At 65.4% G+C, this 14399-nt stretch carries 15 protein-coding genes; 2 read left to right on the top strand and 13 right to left on the bottom strand.

What is annotated here, in order from left to right; translation table 11 throughout:
* Nucleotides 1-30: 30 nt before the first annotated feature.
* Nucleotides 31-2184: a catalase gene (locus KTJ89_RS09475; RefSeq protein ID WP_259357512.1), complete on the top strand. Its 2154-nt coding sequence runs from the start codon at nt 31-33 to the stop codon at nt 2182-2184.
* Nucleotides 2185-2302: 118 nt separating this feature from the next.
* Here KTJ89_RS09475 and KTJ89_RS09470 read toward each other — a convergent pair whose 3' ends face one another.
* The 12 genes from KTJ89_RS09470 to KTJ89_RS09415 form a co-directional block, all read right to left on the bottom strand.
* Complete coding sequence (locus KTJ89_RS09470) at nt 2303-3949, bottom strand: NAD-dependent epimerase/dehydratase family protein (RefSeq protein WP_259357511.1); 1647 nt, start codon at nt 3947-3949, stop codon at nt 2303-2305.
* Nucleotides 3946-4782, bottom strand: a complete 837-nt coding sequence (locus KTJ89_RS09465) for a GvpL/GvpF family gas vesicle protein (RefSeq protein ID WP_259357510.1) — start codon at nt 4780-4782, stop codon at nt 3946-3948. Before KTJ89_RS09465 ends, KTJ89_RS09470 begins: the two co-directional genes overlap by 4 nt.
* Nucleotides 4779-5102 (bottom strand): gas vesicle protein K, encoded by a 324-nt coding sequence (locus tag KTJ89_RS09460; RefSeq protein ID WP_259357509.1) that lies wholly within the window; start codon nt 5100-5102, stop codon nt 4779-4781. Before KTJ89_RS09460 ends, KTJ89_RS09465 begins: the two co-directional genes overlap by 4 nt.
* Nucleotides 5093-6097, bottom strand: coding sequence for a gas vesicle protein (locus KTJ89_RS09455; protein WP_259357508.1), 1005 nt, complete (start codon nt 6095-6097; stop codon nt 5093-5095). The genes KTJ89_RS09460 and KTJ89_RS09455 overlap by 10 nt, the downstream gene beginning before the upstream one ends.
* Nucleotides 6098-6104: 7 nt before the next feature.
* Nucleotides 6105-6581 (bottom strand): gas vesicle protein, encoded by a 477-nt coding sequence (locus KTJ89_RS19250; RefSeq protein ID WP_310650282.1) that lies wholly within the window; start codon nt 6579-6581, stop codon nt 6105-6107.
* A gap of 21 nt (nt 6582-6602) precedes the next feature.
* Nucleotides 6603-7091: a gas vesicle protein GvpO gene (locus tag KTJ89_RS09445; RefSeq protein WP_259357507.1), complete on the bottom strand. Its 489-nt coding sequence runs from the start codon at nt 7089-7091 to the stop codon at nt 6603-6605.
* On the bottom strand, nt 7091-7339 hold the full coding sequence (locus tag KTJ89_RS09440; RefSeq protein WP_259357506.1) for a gas vesicle protein GvpG: 249 nt from the start codon (nt 7337-7339) through the stop codon (nt 7091-7093). The genes KTJ89_RS09445 and KTJ89_RS09440 overlap by 1 nt, the downstream gene beginning before the upstream one ends.
* Nucleotides 7340-7347: 8 nt before the next feature.
* Complete coding sequence (locus KTJ89_RS09435) at nt 7348-8079, bottom strand: GvpL/GvpF family gas vesicle protein (protein ID WP_259357505.1); 732 nt, start codon at nt 8077-8079, stop codon at nt 7348-7350.
* A gap of 17 nt (nt 8080-8096) precedes the next feature.
* Nucleotides 8097-8531: a gas vesicle protein GvpJ gene (gene gvpJ, locus KTJ89_RS09430; protein ID WP_259357504.1), complete on the bottom strand. Its 435-nt coding sequence runs from the start codon at nt 8529-8531 to the stop codon at nt 8097-8099.
* A gap of 31 nt (nt 8532-8562) precedes the next feature.
* Entirely contained in the window at nt 8563-9681 is a 1119-nt protein-coding gene (locus KTJ89_RS09425) for an SRPBCC family protein (protein ID WP_259357503.1), read from the bottom strand.
* The gene (locus tag KTJ89_RS09420) at nt 9674-10354 is read right to left on the bottom strand and encodes a hypothetical protein (protein ID WP_259357502.1); all 681 of its coding nucleotides are present in this window, start codon (nt 10352-10354) and stop codon (nt 9674-9676) included. Before KTJ89_RS09420 ends, KTJ89_RS09425 begins: the two co-directional genes overlap by 8 nt.
* A 259-nt stretch (nt 10355-10613) precedes the next feature.
* Nucleotides 10614-11753 (bottom strand): carboxylate-amine ligase, encoded by a 1140-nt coding sequence (locus tag KTJ89_RS09415; RefSeq protein ID WP_259357501.1) that lies wholly within the window; start codon nt 11751-11753, stop codon nt 10614-10616.
* A gap of 310 nt (nt 11754-12063) precedes the next feature.
* Between KTJ89_RS09415 and KTJ89_RS09410 the strand changes: the two genes are divergently transcribed.
* Nucleotides 12064-12372 carry a hypothetical protein gene (locus tag KTJ89_RS09410; RefSeq protein ID WP_259357500.1) on the top strand — a complete coding sequence of 103 codons (309 nt, stop codon included), beginning with the start codon at nt 12064-12066 and terminating at the stop codon, nt 12370-12372.
* On the opposite strand, the gene KTJ89_RS09405 is transcribed toward KTJ89_RS09410, so the two are convergent.
* Nucleotides 12367-14220: an MFS transporter gene (locus KTJ89_RS09405; RefSeq protein ID WP_259357499.1), complete on the bottom strand. Its 1854-nt coding sequence runs from the start codon at nt 14218-14220 to the stop codon at nt 12367-12369. The two genes, KTJ89_RS09410 and KTJ89_RS09405, sit on opposite strands and share 6 nt — an antisense overlap.
* Nucleotides 14221-14399: the final 179 nt, after the last annotated feature.

Genomic DNA, 14399 nt, shown 5'->3' with positions numbered 1-14399 from the left:
CTGCAGTCAACCCACCATTGAGGAGACACCATGAGTACAGAAGATCGACCGATCATTCCGGGCAAACCCGGTTCCCGCACTCCGGACTTCGAGGAGCCGACGACGCCGCGAGAGCCGTTGCCGCCGAAGCCCGATCAGAGCGGACCGAAGCCGACGTCGCCCACAGGGGCACCCAGTCGCGACAAGCAGGAGGGCCAGGCCCAACAGGGCAGCTGGCTGACCACTGCCCAGGGCGCCCGACTCTATGACACGGACCATTCGCTCAAGGCGGGTTCCCGTGGACCGACCCTGCTGCAGGACCACCACCTGCGGGAGAAGATCACCCACTTCGACCATGAGCGCATCCCCGAACGTGTCGTCCACGCGCGCGGTTCTGCCGCCCACGGCACGTTCATCTCCTACGGCAATGCCGCGACCATCACCAAGGCGGCCTTCCTCGCCCCCGACGTCGAGACGGAGGTCTTCACCCGCTTCTCCTCGGTCGTCGGCTCGCGCGGCTCGGCCGACGCCGTCCGCGACACCCGGGGCTTCGCCACGAAGTTCTACACGACCGACGGTGTGTTTGACCTCGTGGGCAACAACATCCCCGTGTTCTTCATCCAGGATGCGATCAAGTTCCCCGACATCGTCCATGCGGCCAAACCGCACCCGGACCGCGAGATCCCGCAGGCGCAGAGCGCGCATGACACCTTCTGGGACTTCGTGTCCCTGCACACCGAGGCGACTCATCACACGATGTGGCAGATGTCCGATCGGGGCATCCCCCGCTCCTTCCGGATGATGGAGGGCTTCGGGATCCACACCTTCCGAACCGAGAACTCCGCCGGAGAGACCTCCCTGGTGAAGTTCCACTGGAAACCCCAAGCCGGTGTGCATTCGCTCATCTGGGAGGAAGCCCAGATGGTCAACGGCGTCGACCCGGACTTCCATCGCCGGGACCTCGCCGACGCCATCGAGGCCGGAGCATGTCCGCAGTGGGAACTCGGCGTCCAGGTTTTCCCCGACGACCCCGATGAGACCTTCGAGGGAATCGACCTGCTCGACCCGACGAAGATCGTGCCCGAGGAGCTCGCGCCCGTGCAGCCGCTGGGAATGCTCACGCTCAACCGCAATCCCAGCAACTTCTTCGACGAGACCGAGCAGGTGGCGTTCCACCCCGGACACCTCGTGCCCGGCATCGACATCACCAACGACCCGCTGCTGCAAGGGCGGCTCTTCTCCTATCTGGACACCCAGATCACCCGCCTCGGCGGACCGAACTTCTCCCAGATCCCGATCAACCGTCAGCACTGCCCGGTCAACGACATGTTCCGCGACGGAATGCACCAGACCGCCGACCACCGCGGTGCCGCACCGTACAGACCCAATTCGCTCGACGGTGGCAATCCCTTCCCCGCGGAGAAAACCGATGAGCACACCTTCGCCGAGGTGGCCCAGGAGATTCCGGCAGCGACGAAGGAGCGGCGTTCGCCAGAGTCCTTCGACGACCACTATTTACAGCCGCGGATGTTCTGGCTGAGCCTGACCCCCGTCGAGCAGGACCACCTCGCCGACGCGTTCATCTTCGAGCTCGGCAAATGCTACGAGGAGACGATCCGGGCCCGCGAGGTCGCTGTGCTCGCCTCCGTGGACTCGGAGCTTGCCCGCATGGTCGCCGAGGGTCTCGGACTCGAGGCTCCAGGGGCCGAGACGCCGCCGCGAAGCGAGGTTCGCCCCAGCCCCGCGCTGTCCCAGGTGGGCAGGCGCTGGCCCGTCGAGGGACGCAAGGTCGGCATCGTCACCGGCAGCGGAACCGATCCCAAGGTGGTGGTCAGAGCGTATGACCTCATCGCCGAGGCGGGAATGGTCCCCATCACGATCGCCCCGGTCGGCGGACGCATCACTTCCGGTGAGAGGAGCATCGCGATCGAGCGGACTCACGCGACCGCCTCGTCGAGCGAGCTCGATGCCCTCTACTTCGCCGACGGCACCGAGCTGACGACGGAGGTCGACCTCCTCGTCACGGAGGCCTGGCGACATCTGAAATTCATCGCCGCCAGCGGTGAGTCGTGCACGATGATGGAGAAGTACGGCATTACGCCGGAAGATCCCGGCGTCTACTGCATCGATGACATCGACACCGCGCTGTCGCAGCTGCAGGCCGGTCTCAGCGAGCACCGGGCCTGGGCTCGGGTCGAGGTCTGAGGCACTGCATGCCATTGCCGAAGAAAGGTGACGTCTCCGGCCGCGGAAGCCCGGGAAGACGGCTCGCAGCTCGTCGATGCGCCCGGAAGCATCGAATACCGGAGCAGATTACCGCCTCTCAGTCGCCCCGCACAGGGCTGACTCCCGAGGACTGATCAAAGACGGCCAGATCCCGGCGGAACGCTCGGCTCCGAGCGTAGCTGTGCACTGTGTCGAGCACTTCGCGCTGAAGCTCTGCCTTCTGTGCCAGTTCGCTGAATTGGGCGCCGTCCAAACCGAGCGCCTCGGCGTTGTCCTTAAGCGTCTGCCACATCCCGAGCTTGCCGATGACCGCACTGCGCATCAGCTCCGCTTCGAGCACGAGGGTCATGGGCGAGCGTCTGAGCAGCGAGCCGTTGCTCTTGAGCCTGCCGACCCTCTCCCCCGCCCACGACAGAGCCTCGGCGAGAGGACGGCGGCGCAGCCCCAACTGCCCGATGAGGTGCTGGACGTAGAGATGTTCGCCGCGGATCTCCGCGGCCAACTCGGACAGTGCGGCGAAGACGGGCGTATCGACGAAGTCGGCAGCCATCCGTTCGATCCTCTCCGCCCCGGCGGTGGCCCCAGTGAGATGGTCACTGAGATAGAGGCCCAGGAGGTCCATGTCGACCTCGCTGTGCGCCCCGCCCGCATCCGATGCTTCGTGCCCGGTGCTCGTGCCGTCGGTCGCCCGCAGCTGCGGCTGGCCGGGATCGCGCGGGCGCAGAGGGACGGAGGCGGCACCCTCGCCGTCGGCCATGCCCTTGAGCAGTTCGCGTGCCGAGTCCATGGCGCTGTACTCCGGCTCCCAGCCGAGTTCTCGACGTGCGCGGCCGTTGTCCATCAGCGGCACGTTGAGGCCCATGTCCAGCCACCCTTCGTCAGCGGCGACGAGTGAGCTGCTGTGGCCCACTGCCAACGCGGCACGCACTGCACCGTTCAGAAGCGGGACGTGTCTGCCGTGATCGAGCAGTTCGGCCAGGTCCTTCGGATACAGCACATCGTCGGCGCAGATGTTGAAGGCTCCTGCACAGCGGTGGAGGACACTGGCCACATACGCGCGCGCGACGTCCGTGGAATGCACGGCCTGGACACCGCGCAGTCCCGTGGTCAGCGGCAGGAACGGCAGACGGCCTGCTCGCAGCAGCTGCACGGGCATCCAGTTTGCGAGGAAATAGCGCTGGATCTCCGAGGCGGCCGGGGCGCCGAAGATGAGTGCGGGACGCAGCCGGGTCACGGTGATCTCGGGATGATCGGCGCAGAAGTCGTCGAGGACGCGTTCTTGGGCGGCCTTGTCCACGCTGTAGTGGGAGGAGCGGATGCCTTCGGTCGGCCACCCCTCGTCGCGTTTGTCCAGACTGTCATCGGGAGAGTAGGCACCTTCCGAGGAGGCCACGACGAGATGCGGCACGCCGGCCGCCGCCGCTGCCGCGGCCACCCGGGCCGTGCCGTCGACATTGACGCGCCGGAGCAGATCCCGGTCGCTGTTGGGCTGGATGAGCCAAGCCAGGTGGATGACGGCATCGGCGCCGGTCAGCGCCTCGGTGAGATCGCGGTGGGCCGTGTCCGCGCTGCTCGCGGCGGCGATGTCGATCGATCTCCAATCACATCTCGCATAGGGCTCGGCCTCGGTGTCGGGCATCCGTCTGGAGATCCCCAGCACCGAGGTGACTTCAGAGTTCCGGCCCAGCACGTCGAGGATCGCCGTGCCGACGTTCCCGGTGGCTCCGATGACTGCGACTCTCATGGTCTCTCCTCTTCCGGGGCGGTGGTGCTCGATGTGGGCTGCGCGGGCTTCTTGTCCAGGGTGACGTCGGCGAAGGAATACGGGGGCCAGGGGCCGAGGAAGCGGATGGACAGCCCGGGCTGCGTTGTCTGCAATGCGGTGAGTTCCGCCCCCAGTGACGGGACCTCCGGACTCCTCACCAGGCAGGAGGCCATGAGCACCGGCGTGTGTCCGGGTTCACGGCGGGTCGAGCGGTACTCTTCGATGTCGAGGCAGTGGGAGGCGATCCTGCCTCTCACCTCCGGATAGATCTGATCGGCTGTTCGATCGACCAGGTCCCTCTCGGTCTTCTCCAGACGCTTCTCGAGCAGCCTGCGCACACCCGCGGGACGGCTCTCCATCTCCGCCTTCATGTCGGCGACCTCTGCGTGGACGTCATCGAGGCGGTCTTTGTCGAGGGTGAGTTCGACATGCACCTCGCACGTGCCGCGCAGTTCAACCAAACGCTGCGAAAGCGCAGCTGCGGAATCGTCGAGCCAGCTTTCGAGCTGCTCGGCGGCGGTCGCCTCGGTGTCGGGGTCCGAACGGACGATGACGTTGAATGAGACCGGGAGGACGGCGGCTGCGGTCTGCCAGACATCGTCGATGACCTCGCTGTGCTCGAGCACCCACCGGCGCACATCCTCGTCGGGTCCGTCGTAGGGGCCTCCGGTGTGCCGGTGCACCACGGCCTTCGGTCCCGCGTCGCGGCCGACCATGTGCAGGGCGGACCCATCGATTCCCGTGCCGGCGGGTGTGAAGTCGCCGCCGGGGACGATGACGTAGACATAGAGCATCTCTGTCCCGTCACTCATTCGATGCCCTTTCCGTTCTCCTCGGCCCATCTGGCCGGATTGATGAGTTTGTCGACGACCTCGTCGACGACGTCATCGAGGCCGCGATGCAGATCCTCGACAGATCCGGTGATACCGTGCTGGTCCTTGATCTGGTCCATGGCCTCATCGAGTTCGAGGAGGGCCTCGCCGAGGCGGTTCTGCTCGTCCTCGGTGAGGTCCCCGCCTTCCATCCGACGCACGGCTTGGGTCTCGAGCGCCTCTTGGATCACCTCGACGAGGGTGACGACGAGGGTGAGCACCCCGTGTTTGAGGCTCTCTTCGTCGACGTTCAGCGCCATGATGCGTCTCCTTCTCCGGCGTGTTCGTCGTGTCTGCGGCCAGATGGCACGGTGCCCCCGGGTGATGCGGGTCCGCTCTCCAGCGGCGCGGTCCGCCAGTCGTCGAGTGCGGCGGACCATGCGCCCGCATCGTCTGCGGCCAGGGTGATGATCGAGTCGCCGGTGTCGAGGATGAGGACCTCCCTCTCGTCAGTGGGGTTGCTGCGCTCCTCCCGGCGAGAGTCCTGCAGCTGCTCGGGCGAGAGCCTCACCCGTGCGCGCCCATCCATCGGCGAGCTCCAGGTCAGTTCCGTGTTCGACAGCGAACCCCGTCCCCCGCGCCACGTGCTCCCGGACGACAGCTCCTCGAGGAACCACATCCTCCCCTCTCGCAGGGGGCGGTCCGCGGTCGTTCTCGCCTCCGGTCCCGAGGCTGAGGAGCCCTCGGCCCCGTCGAGCTGGGCCTGGACCAGAGAGATGAGACGATCCGGCTCGAGCGCCGACAAGGTGGTCTCGCTGCCGTCGTCGAGGCGGACGTGGATGCGGGTGCGTTCCTCACCTCCGATGGAGGCTTCGCGCAGCGCGGAGACGGAGGCGATCGAGTTCAGGCGCGCCTGCCACAGAGTCTCAGCCGGATCCCGCCGGTGGATGATCAGACGCTGCGAGGTGAGATAGGCGCTGCCGGGCCGCCAGGTCCGATAGAAGTTGTCTTGATAGTGTCCGCCGGCCATCTTCGCGAGGATCTCCTCGTCGGCGGCGAGAGGCAGATGTCTGCGGACCGCTTTCTGCACCCATGCTCGGGTGTCGCTGTCCCACTGACGCATCATCCCGTATTCGAGCATGGTCTCGATACCGGCGATCGTCGCGCGCAGGTTGACACCGACGAGCGGGATGTCAGCGACCGAGATGATGAGATCGAGGTCGAGATGGACGCCTTTGTTGAGGAGGACCTCGAGGAGATCGGGCAGGGTCGCCCGCGGGTCTCGGGTGGGCTGCAGGGTCGGCTGTGATGCCATGGTCGTCTCAGCGATCGTCGCCGGAAGAGCCGGCGGCGGGAGTGCCCGAGTCGGCGGATGAGCCGGCGGCTTGCTCCGCGGAGGTGTCAGCGTCGTCCGCGGAGTTCAGCTCGGCCGGTTCTCCGGCCTCGATCCGCTTCGACCGCGCGCTCTGCCACCCGCACCACGGACAGTAGTCGTTCATCAGCTGCGCGAGTGCGGATCGCTTCCCGCACTCGGGGCAGGTGTCCTTCTGCTCGGCTGCTTCCTTCCACGCGACGGTGTCGCGGTCCGTGCCTGCCGGGAAGTCCAAACCGTAGCGCGCCGCCGTTTCGAAAGAAGCGAGGGCGGCCCTGATCCGAATTCCCAGAAGCTCGACCCCGGCCACCGAGACCATGATGTCCGCGTTGAGGACCAGGCCCTTGTCCAGCAGCGTCTCCACGACGTGGAGCAGCGTGCCCTCCTGGCTGCGCTGCGGCTGCATCGCCTCGTTCGGCTGATTCATGATGCTCATTTCGCCTCCCGATCACTCGCTCGGACGCCCGCGGACGTAGCGATCCTTTCTGTCATAGGCCATGAGTTCTCCGGCTCCGTCGAGCTCGACCTGATACTCGGCCAGCAGATCCGCGCTGTCGGGGATGCGTCGTGATTCGACGACTTCCAGACGCACAGACCAGTGGTCGTCGTGCCACCTCGTGCCGACGACGGATTCCGGAGGCCTGCCCGTCAGCGTGCTGAATTGCTCGATCGCCTTCTTCGCTGCTTTCACCGCAGATATCCTCTGACCGGTGGCGCTGTGAGACCCGCTCTTCGAACGCGATGTCGACGCCGCCTTCTCCCGGGACGTCGGTCTCTCGTGTGAGGCCGACACCGATCCGGACGACCGGCGGGACGTCCCCTCTGTCGTGCGCTCCTTCTCAGCCGGCTTCCGGGCGCGCTTCGTGGTCGCGCCTCCATCGTCTGCAGAGCTGCTCTCTGCTCTCGACTCTTCGTTCGCTTCCGACTCTTCGCTCATCAGTCCTCCTCGGTTCTGCGCCGACGGCCCTCGAGCAGTCGCCCGACGAGCTCACGCTCGAGGGCATCGGCTTCGTCATCACTGATCGATCCGCGCTCACGGGCCTCGGCGACCTCTTCCAGCTGGCGCCGGATAGCACCGGGATCGAAATAGCGCTTCTCGGCTTCTCCTCTGACCTGCTCAGCGACCCAGACAGTTCCCTTGAGCGGTGCCAAGGGGGCACCGAACACTGCTGACAGGAGTCCCATGTCCTCACCTACATCTCGGGGACGAAGTCATAGGGCGCCTGCGGTCCCACGAGGCGGAACCTCATCCGTTCCCGGTTCGCCTCGGCGAGGCCTTCGATGACGGAGTCGAACTCGTCGAGGGCGTCCCTGCGGACAAGCACGGCCACCTCGGCGACGTCCTCGGCCTGGCCGACTTCTCGCGTCGCCGTCTCGACGGTCGCGGATCGGATCTGCTCGAGGATCGGAGGAGCTTCGGTCCTTCTCCAGCTCTCCATCGTCGTGACGACGATCTCTCCGAGCCGGATGCGTTCGTTCCTCGTCTCGTCTTCGCTCGTGCCGCTGATCCTCTCCCTCAGCTCGGCCACCTCCGGGTTGCCGCTGACGATCTCCCGCAGTATCGCGTCGCGGTCGAAGGTGATCCTCAGGGTGTACTGCGTGCATCCGGACAGCTGTTCGAGCGCCTCGGCGAAGGCCTCCGCCTGCGGAGCGAGAACCTCCTCGGCGATTTCGGTCCCTCCGGGGACGACGGTTCCGAATGCAAGCGGCAGCACCGGTTGGTTCTCGGCCAGCTCGTCGAGGACGACGCTGTGGTTCTGCAGAGCTTCGGGAGTGCCCAGCATCCCACTGTCCGCGAGTTCCGTGACCACGGCCGCAACTGCCCCGGACTCGACGAGAGCGAGGGCATTGCCCTGGACTCCGTCGGGCCCGGTCGGCAACTTCGCGCCCGCGCGTACGATCCCGTACAGATACCGATCGGTCAAAGGTGCGCCTTCTTCGCTCATTCGGACCCCGAGGAGCTGCGCGCCGGGCGTTTGGTCCGGCGACGCGACTTCTCCTGATTCGAACTCTCACCGGAGTCGTCGTCGGAATCATCCGAGGTGAGGGCATCCTTGATGCCTTCCACAGCTCCCTGGGTCTTGCCCTTGGAGCCGTTCTCCATCATTCCGCCCATCATCTCCGGCAGATCGCGACCGCCCTGCTGGGTCAGATCGAGGCGGTTCGTCGCCTCGGCGAAGCGCAGATAGGTGTCCACACTGGCGATGACGATGCGCGCGTCGATCGTGAGGACCTCGATCCCCACCAGTGAGACGCGCACGTACGCATCGATGACCAGGCCCTTGTCGAGGATGATCTCGATGACGTCCGCGAGCGAACTCGATGACGGACGGTCGACGTAGCTGCCGCGTGAACGTTCAATTGTGCTGGTGCTCATTGTCCTTGCCTGCTTCCCAATCGGAGGGCGCTCAGCTGCGTCCCTCATCGTCTTCGGTGGGTTCTTCGGATTCGTCGTATTCCACGGGCTCCTCGGACTCGGTGGGCTCCGGCTCCTCTTCGAAGTCCTCGGCGGGCTCCGCGTCGTCTGCCTCGGCCGGTTTCTCGTCCTCGTAGTCCTCTGCCGGGTCCTCCTCGTACTCCTCTTCGGCTTCGCCCTCGGCGGGCTCGACATCGGTCTCCGCCGCCTCGGATTCGTCGGGTTCGTCCTCATCCACGCTGGAGTCGTCGTCCACGACCTGATCCTCGGCCGGCTCGTCCTCGCTGTCTTCGGATTGGGCCTGGTCCTGTTCGAGGCCGTCCTCGTGGGAGGTGACGAGTTCCCCGTCGCGGATCTCTCCGCGCCATCCTTCGACGCTGTCGGGGTCGAGCATGATCTGCCTCATCACGTGGTGGACGAAGAACTTCAGTTCGAGGCGGAAACGGCGGGGAACGGTGAACCACAGTGCACCGACGCCTTCCATGAAGCCCTGCTTGTGGTATTCGCCTACCGCAATGATCCGGGTCAGTCTGGGCGCGACCTCGTGGAAGGAGATGCTGCCGCTGATGTAGCCCTTCTCGCCCGTCGATTCCCAGACGATGTGGGAGTCGGGAACCTGCTCGGTGATCGTGGCTTCCCACGTCCGATGCGACCACACGGCCTGCCCTTTGATGCTGAGGGTGACGTCGTCGGTGCGTTCGACGTTCTCAACCTTCTTCATGAAGTCGGGCCAGTCCTCGAACATCGTGAATGCGTTATAGGCCACGCTCAGCGGAACTCCGACCTCGGCGGTCTCGACGATGTTCGAGAATTTGAAGTCACCCGCCCCGGAACCGCCGGATCCTCCTGAGCCGCCTCCGAAAACCCCCTTGATCTTGTCCTTGACACCGGTCGCCGCCGCCGAGACCGCGGCTTTCGCAGGCGATTTGCCCTCGGCGATCTCTTCGGCCCCGGCCTGAGTAGCCGGGCCCGCCGAATCGCCGACGCCGTCGAGCTTGTCCGCGAACTTCTCGACCTTGTCGCCCACGGTGTTCATGGCTTTGCGGCCGAAGGTCTTGGCATAGTCTCCGGCCTGCTGCTTCAGGCCGCTGAAGATCGAATCATCACTCATCTTCGGCCTCCTCGGGCTTGGCCGCGGCGCGGGTCGATGTCTTCTTCGCAGTCGTCGAGCGCTTGGAGCCCGACTTCGTGCGCGAACCGCGCGAAGTGGTCGAGGACTTCGACGAACGCGTTCCCTTCGCAGAGCGCTTCGCTGTCGAGGGCCGCTTGGCTGCCGGCTTCTTCGGAGTTTCCTCCTCTGCCTGCGGCTCTTCGTCGGCCTCCTGCTCATCGTCGGTCGGCTCCGCCTCGTCGACTTCAGACTCCTCCGAGTTCTCGGGAGCGTTCTCGTCCTCTGCCTCGGGTGCTTCCTCTTCGTCGTCCGCGCCCTCGCTGTCATCGACATTGGGGTCGATCGAGTCGGCGGCGTCGTCGAGGGTCGACTTCATCTTCTCGGTCTGATCCTGGAGCTTGACGCTGAGCTGGTCGACTCCTTTGGCTGCCACGGCTCTGACCGCGCTCTTGCCGGATTCGGCCAGACGGCCGGTGATCTTCTCCTGCAGGATCTTGAGCTCGGGAGAGGACTCGGCGAAGTCCTTCAGCCCACCCAGGAGCTGGTCGCGGTTCTTCGCCGCTGTCGTTCCGGCGACCGTCGAAGCGATCGTCAGTGCGAGGCCGAGCTTCTTGGTCCTGCCGAGCACGTAGCCCGCCAGTATCAGGCCGGTGAGTTTCATCTTGTTGTTCACGGTAACCTCCGCTCGTGTGCGTGGCGCACGGTTCGAAATTTGGGGTGCAGCGGTCCGTTGCTGATTCTGCTGGTCAGGGGATGCGGGTCCGCTGCGGAATGATGTGGTTCGAAGGATGTGGTGCGTCGACGGGAGGCGGAACTCTTCGCCGCCTGTCGTCCGACGCTGTCGCAGATTCCGGTTCGCATCTGCGGGCTTGATAGTGAAGCCGAGAGCAATCTGCCCTTTTTCCATCGTCTGTTCGACGACCCCCGATCCGTCAAGGGGGGTCAGGATCGCCCGGGAACGCGGCAACACTCTGCTTCGGGCTGCTCCGTGACCGATCAGTGAGTCGCCGCTCGGCGCAGCTCATCAGACCAGACAGTCCCCCACCGACCAGGACACGACGTTGGCATTCGGATCCCGTGCCCCGGCTGAGCAGGAGAGAAAGTCCGGAGCGCACGACCTCGGCGTCACTGGTCCGCTGCAGGACAGGCAGGGCACGGTCATAGACCGTTCTCACGGCGTGCTTTGCGGACATGTCGGACCGTGTCTCCGCGTCCATCAGACTGCCGGTCAGTCCGAGTCGAGCGGACTGCCAGTGAGCGGCGTCCAACAGCTGCGTCGGCACCGTGCATGGTCGGGGATCTTCCATCTCGACGTGGACCAGGGCACGGATGAGCAACGCGAGGGTCAGCGCTGTTCCGGCGTCGAGCTGCACGTCGCAGGTGCGGATCTCGACGGTCTCGTGTCCCGGCGACAGTCGTGCCAACCACCCCAGTGTCGCCTCGTCGAGCACCACCTCGGTGCGGAGGAGATCCGCCACCTGGTTCTCGTAGTCCTCGAGGTCGGCGAAATGGGGAGGAATGCCGTAGACGACCCATTGCCGGTAGTGGACCGAACGCCAACTTGCGAAGCCGGTGTCGGCTCCTCGCCACAGCGGAGAGTTCGCGCTCAGGGCTGTGAGCACGGGCAGCCAGCGTCGCATGCCGTTGAGCGCCTTCACCCCTGCTCGACGGTCGGGGACTCCCACATGGACATGCATGCCGTTGATGTACTGTTCGGCGGCGATTCCCGGCGCCAGGTCGGCGAAGAGCCGGTAGCGGTCACCTTCGCTGACTTCTGCCGATCCTGCGGGAATACGGGGAGCAGTCCCCAGCCCAACGGCGAAGATCCCGTGCGGCGCCGCGGCCTTCGCCAGATCATGCCGAAAGCCGAGCAGCGATTCGAAGGCCTCCGCCGATCTCGTGAACACGGGCGAGGAATGTTCGATCTGGCATGGCAGCCATTCCGTACACCCCGACGCCCTGTTCGCTCCGATCACATCGTGGATCGCCTGCACGCTGCTCGATGATCGAACAGGCAGAAGAGACTGCCGATCGATGAGGAAGAACTCCTCCTCGATGCCGAATTCGCTCATGGCCACCTCTCTTCGCCGGTCCTCGGTTCCAGGTTCGCCCACGCTATTGGAGGCTCAGGGAATGCGACAGAGGCGACGGGGCCTCACGGAAATACCTGCGTAGAGTCGACCGCGGAGACCATCGACGGCGATTCAGAAGAGGCAGGCGGAGCGCTGTCCGCCTCTAGCCCTGCTCGGGAAGCAGAACGTACACTGCTGGGAGATTCGAGGCACATGGACACACACGAGCGCGGTCCTCTGAGCATCGGATCGCTGGAACAGCCGGCAGACCCCTCCTGCTGCGAACATCACGAGGCGAATCATCAGGACCATGGACGATCAGAACCCGAGCCGCATCGACACTCAGCCCGATTCCTCGTTCTCCGACGAACGAGCGATCAAGAGACGCAGAGAACTCGCAGAGGCCGTCGAATTCTGGAACATATCGGTCACCGGGATGTGGCTGCACTATGTCAGCCTCGGCGGTGACCTCAGCGACTGCGAACTCGACGCCTACATCCATGAGGCGTACTTCATGTCCCCGTACCAGCACGACATTCTGGCCAAAGCCGTCAACGAACTCATCGATATGCTTCCCCCGCCGCCGCGGGCGCCGCTCACCGGCGAACCCGGACTATGAATCGTCGCCGCGGAATTCCAGTCTGCCGCGGCGATTGCGATGGACGGCGCCCCGCCTGATCGCTTCGCGCACGGCCGCGCGGAACCGCCCCGGGCCCCACCGACGAGCCCCGATCGCCCGGTAGAGTTCCACTTCCCCGACAGGTTCCATGTCGCGGACGAACTCGATGATCCCATTGACCTCGTTGGCCGAGACCTCGGGAGGAACCTCGCGGGAGGACACCGAGGGCCAAGGCGCGTAGACGCCGGCCGAGCCCGGACCGGGACGCAGACGGCTGGACCGGGAATCCGCATCGGGCCTCGCCGCAGTCTCGCGTGGTCCAGCGGGCCCGGTCTGCTCAGTGCGCTCGCTCTGCGCAGTGCCCTCGCTCTGCTCGCGGCTGTCCCGCGCGGCGGCGGATTCGGCGTCCTCGGCTGTCAGCGGGCGAGCGATGTCTTCGAGATCGGCACCTTCCGCTTTGACTCCGAAGAGCAGCTCGGCCACCCCGCCGAGCGCCATGACCGCCGCCCCGATGCAGAACGCCCAGGCCACCTGGGAACGATCCCCGGATTCGATCATGCCGCCGAAGAGCAGCGGCCCGGCGATGCCTCCGGCGGCCGTGCCGACGGCATAGAAGAACGCGATGGCCAGTGCCCGCGTCTCCATCGGGAAGATCTCGCTGACGGTGAGATAGGCCGCACTGGCCCCGGACGAGGCGAGGAAGAAGCAGACGACGAGGATCAGGAGGAAGAGCCATTCGCCGCCGACTTCACCATTGAAGACGAAGGCGAGGACGACCGCGACGACCGCCGATCCGAGGTAGCTGAACGAGATCATCGGCTTCCGACCGATCGTGTCGAAGAACCTGCCGAGGACGACGGGGCCGGCGAAGTTGCTCAGCGACCACAGAATGATGAAGATCGGCACCGAGGCTGCGGCGACTCCATAGAAACCACTGAAGATCGTGCCGAGGTTGAAGGTGATGCCGTTGTAGAGGAACGCCTGACCGACGAAGAGGACGAGGCAGAGGATCGCGCGTTTGGGATAGATCGTGAAAGCGACCTTCATGATCTCGACGAACGAGATCGTCTTCCGCTGCCGGACGGTGATGGTCTTCTTCGGCGGCGGCAGAGTCTGTGAGGTCTCCGCCTCGATGCCGTCTTCGATCTCGCCGACGATACGTTCGGCCTCATCGTTCCGACCGTGGATGAACAGCCACCTCGGACTCTCCGGAACGTTCTTGCGCACGACGAACACGAAGATCGCCAGCAGCATGCCGACGGCGAAGGCCAGGCGCCAGCCGATCATCTTCGGCAGGATATCGGTGTTGAGGAAGAGCAGCGTCGTCGCCGCCCCACCGGCGGCGCCGAGCCAGTAGGAGCCGTTGATGATGAGATCGATGCGGCCCCGGACGCGGGCGGGGATGAGTTCGTCGATGGCCGAGTTCACGGCCGCGTATTCCCCGCCGATGCCGGCACCGGTGAGAAAGCGGACGAGGAAGAAGTACCAGGCGGAGAACGAGAACGCCGTGGCGACGGTGGCGACGAGATAGAGCACGAGAGTGATGAGGAAGAGCTTGCGTCGGCCGAATCGGTCCGTGAGCTGGCCGAAGACGATCGCACCGACGCAGGCGCCGAGGACGTAGATGGCACCGGCGGTGCCGATCTGCCCCGCAGTCATGTCGATGCCGCTGCCCTCTTCGGTCATCCGAGCCGCGACGTTGCCGACCATCGTGACCTCGAGACCATCGAGGATCCACACACTGCCGAGCCCGACGACGACCATCCAGTGGAATCGCGCCCAAGGCAGCCGGTCCAACCGGGCCGGCACATCCGTCTTGATCGTTCCGAGCTCGACGTTCTCACTCATCAGACACCTCCTGGACGACGCCACTCGATTGCCAGGCAGTCTAAGCACACTCCGCCGGGCCGACAAGGCATGGTGCGAAGGCCTGAAGGAGAGTACTCTGCGCCCGCAGCGCACGGTGGCGCTGAGTCGAAAGATCGCGGGCAGGCGCGAACACGGCTCAGCGTCGCGGGGCGTTGAGA

Source organism: Brevibacterium sediminis (assembly GCF_024895295.1).
In the GTDB taxonomy this organism is placed as follows: domain Bacteria; phylum Actinomycetota; class Actinomycetes; order Actinomycetales; family Brevibacteriaceae; genus Brevibacterium; species Brevibacterium sediminis.
Note: the sequence above shows the minus strand (reverse complement) of the source record. Positions and strands in the feature narration are given on the sequence as shown.

Coding starts and splice junctions, on each gene's coding strand:
- KTJ89_RS09475 (WP_259357512.1), top strand. CDS start 31: ATGAGTACAGAAGATCGACCGATCATTCCGGGCAAACCCGGTTCCCGC.
- KTJ89_RS09470 (WP_259357511.1), bottom strand. CDS start 3,949: ATGAGAGTCGCAGTCATCGGAGCCACCGGGAACGTCGGCACGGCGATC.
- KTJ89_RS09465 (WP_259357510.1), bottom strand. CDS start 4,782: ATGAGTGACGGGACAGAGATGCTCTATGTCTACGTCATCGTCCCCGGC.
- KTJ89_RS09460 (WP_259357509.1), bottom strand. CDS start 5,102: ATGGCGCTGAACGTCGACGAAGAGAGCCTCAAACACGGGGTGCTCACC.
- KTJ89_RS09455 (WP_259357508.1), bottom strand. CDS start 6,097: ATGGCATCACAGCCGACCCTGCAGCCCACCCGAGACCCGCGGGCGACC.
- KTJ89_RS19250 (WP_310650282.1), bottom strand. CDS start 6,581: ATGAATCAGCCGAACGAGGCGATGCAGCCGCAGCGCAGCCAGGAGGGC.
- KTJ89_RS09445 (WP_259357507.1), bottom strand. CDS start 7,091: ATGAGCGAAGAGTCGGAAGCGAACGAAGAGTCGAGAGCAGAGAGCAGC.
- KTJ89_RS09440 (WP_259357506.1), bottom strand. CDS start 7,339: ATGGGACTCCTGTCAGCAGTGTTCGGTGCCCCCTTGGCACCGCTCAAG.
- gvpJ (WP_259357504.1), bottom strand. CDS start 8,531: ATGAGCACCAGCACAATTGAACGTTCACGCGGCAGCTACGTCGACCGT.
- KTJ89_RS09425 (WP_259357503.1), bottom strand. CDS start 9,681: ATGAGTGATGATTCGATCTTCAGCGGCCTGAAGCAGCAGGCCGGAGAC.
- KTJ89_RS09415 (WP_259357501.1), bottom strand. CDS start 11,753: ATGAGCGAATTCGGCATCGAGGAGGAGTTCTTCCTCATCGATCGGCAG.
- KTJ89_RS09410 (WP_259357500.1), top strand. CDS start 12,064: ATGGACGATCAGAACCCGAGCCGCATCGACACTCAGCCCGATTCCTCG.
- KTJ89_RS09405 (WP_259357499.1), bottom strand. CDS start 14,220: ATGAGTGAGAACGTCGAGCTCGGAACGATCAAGACGGATGTGCCGGCC.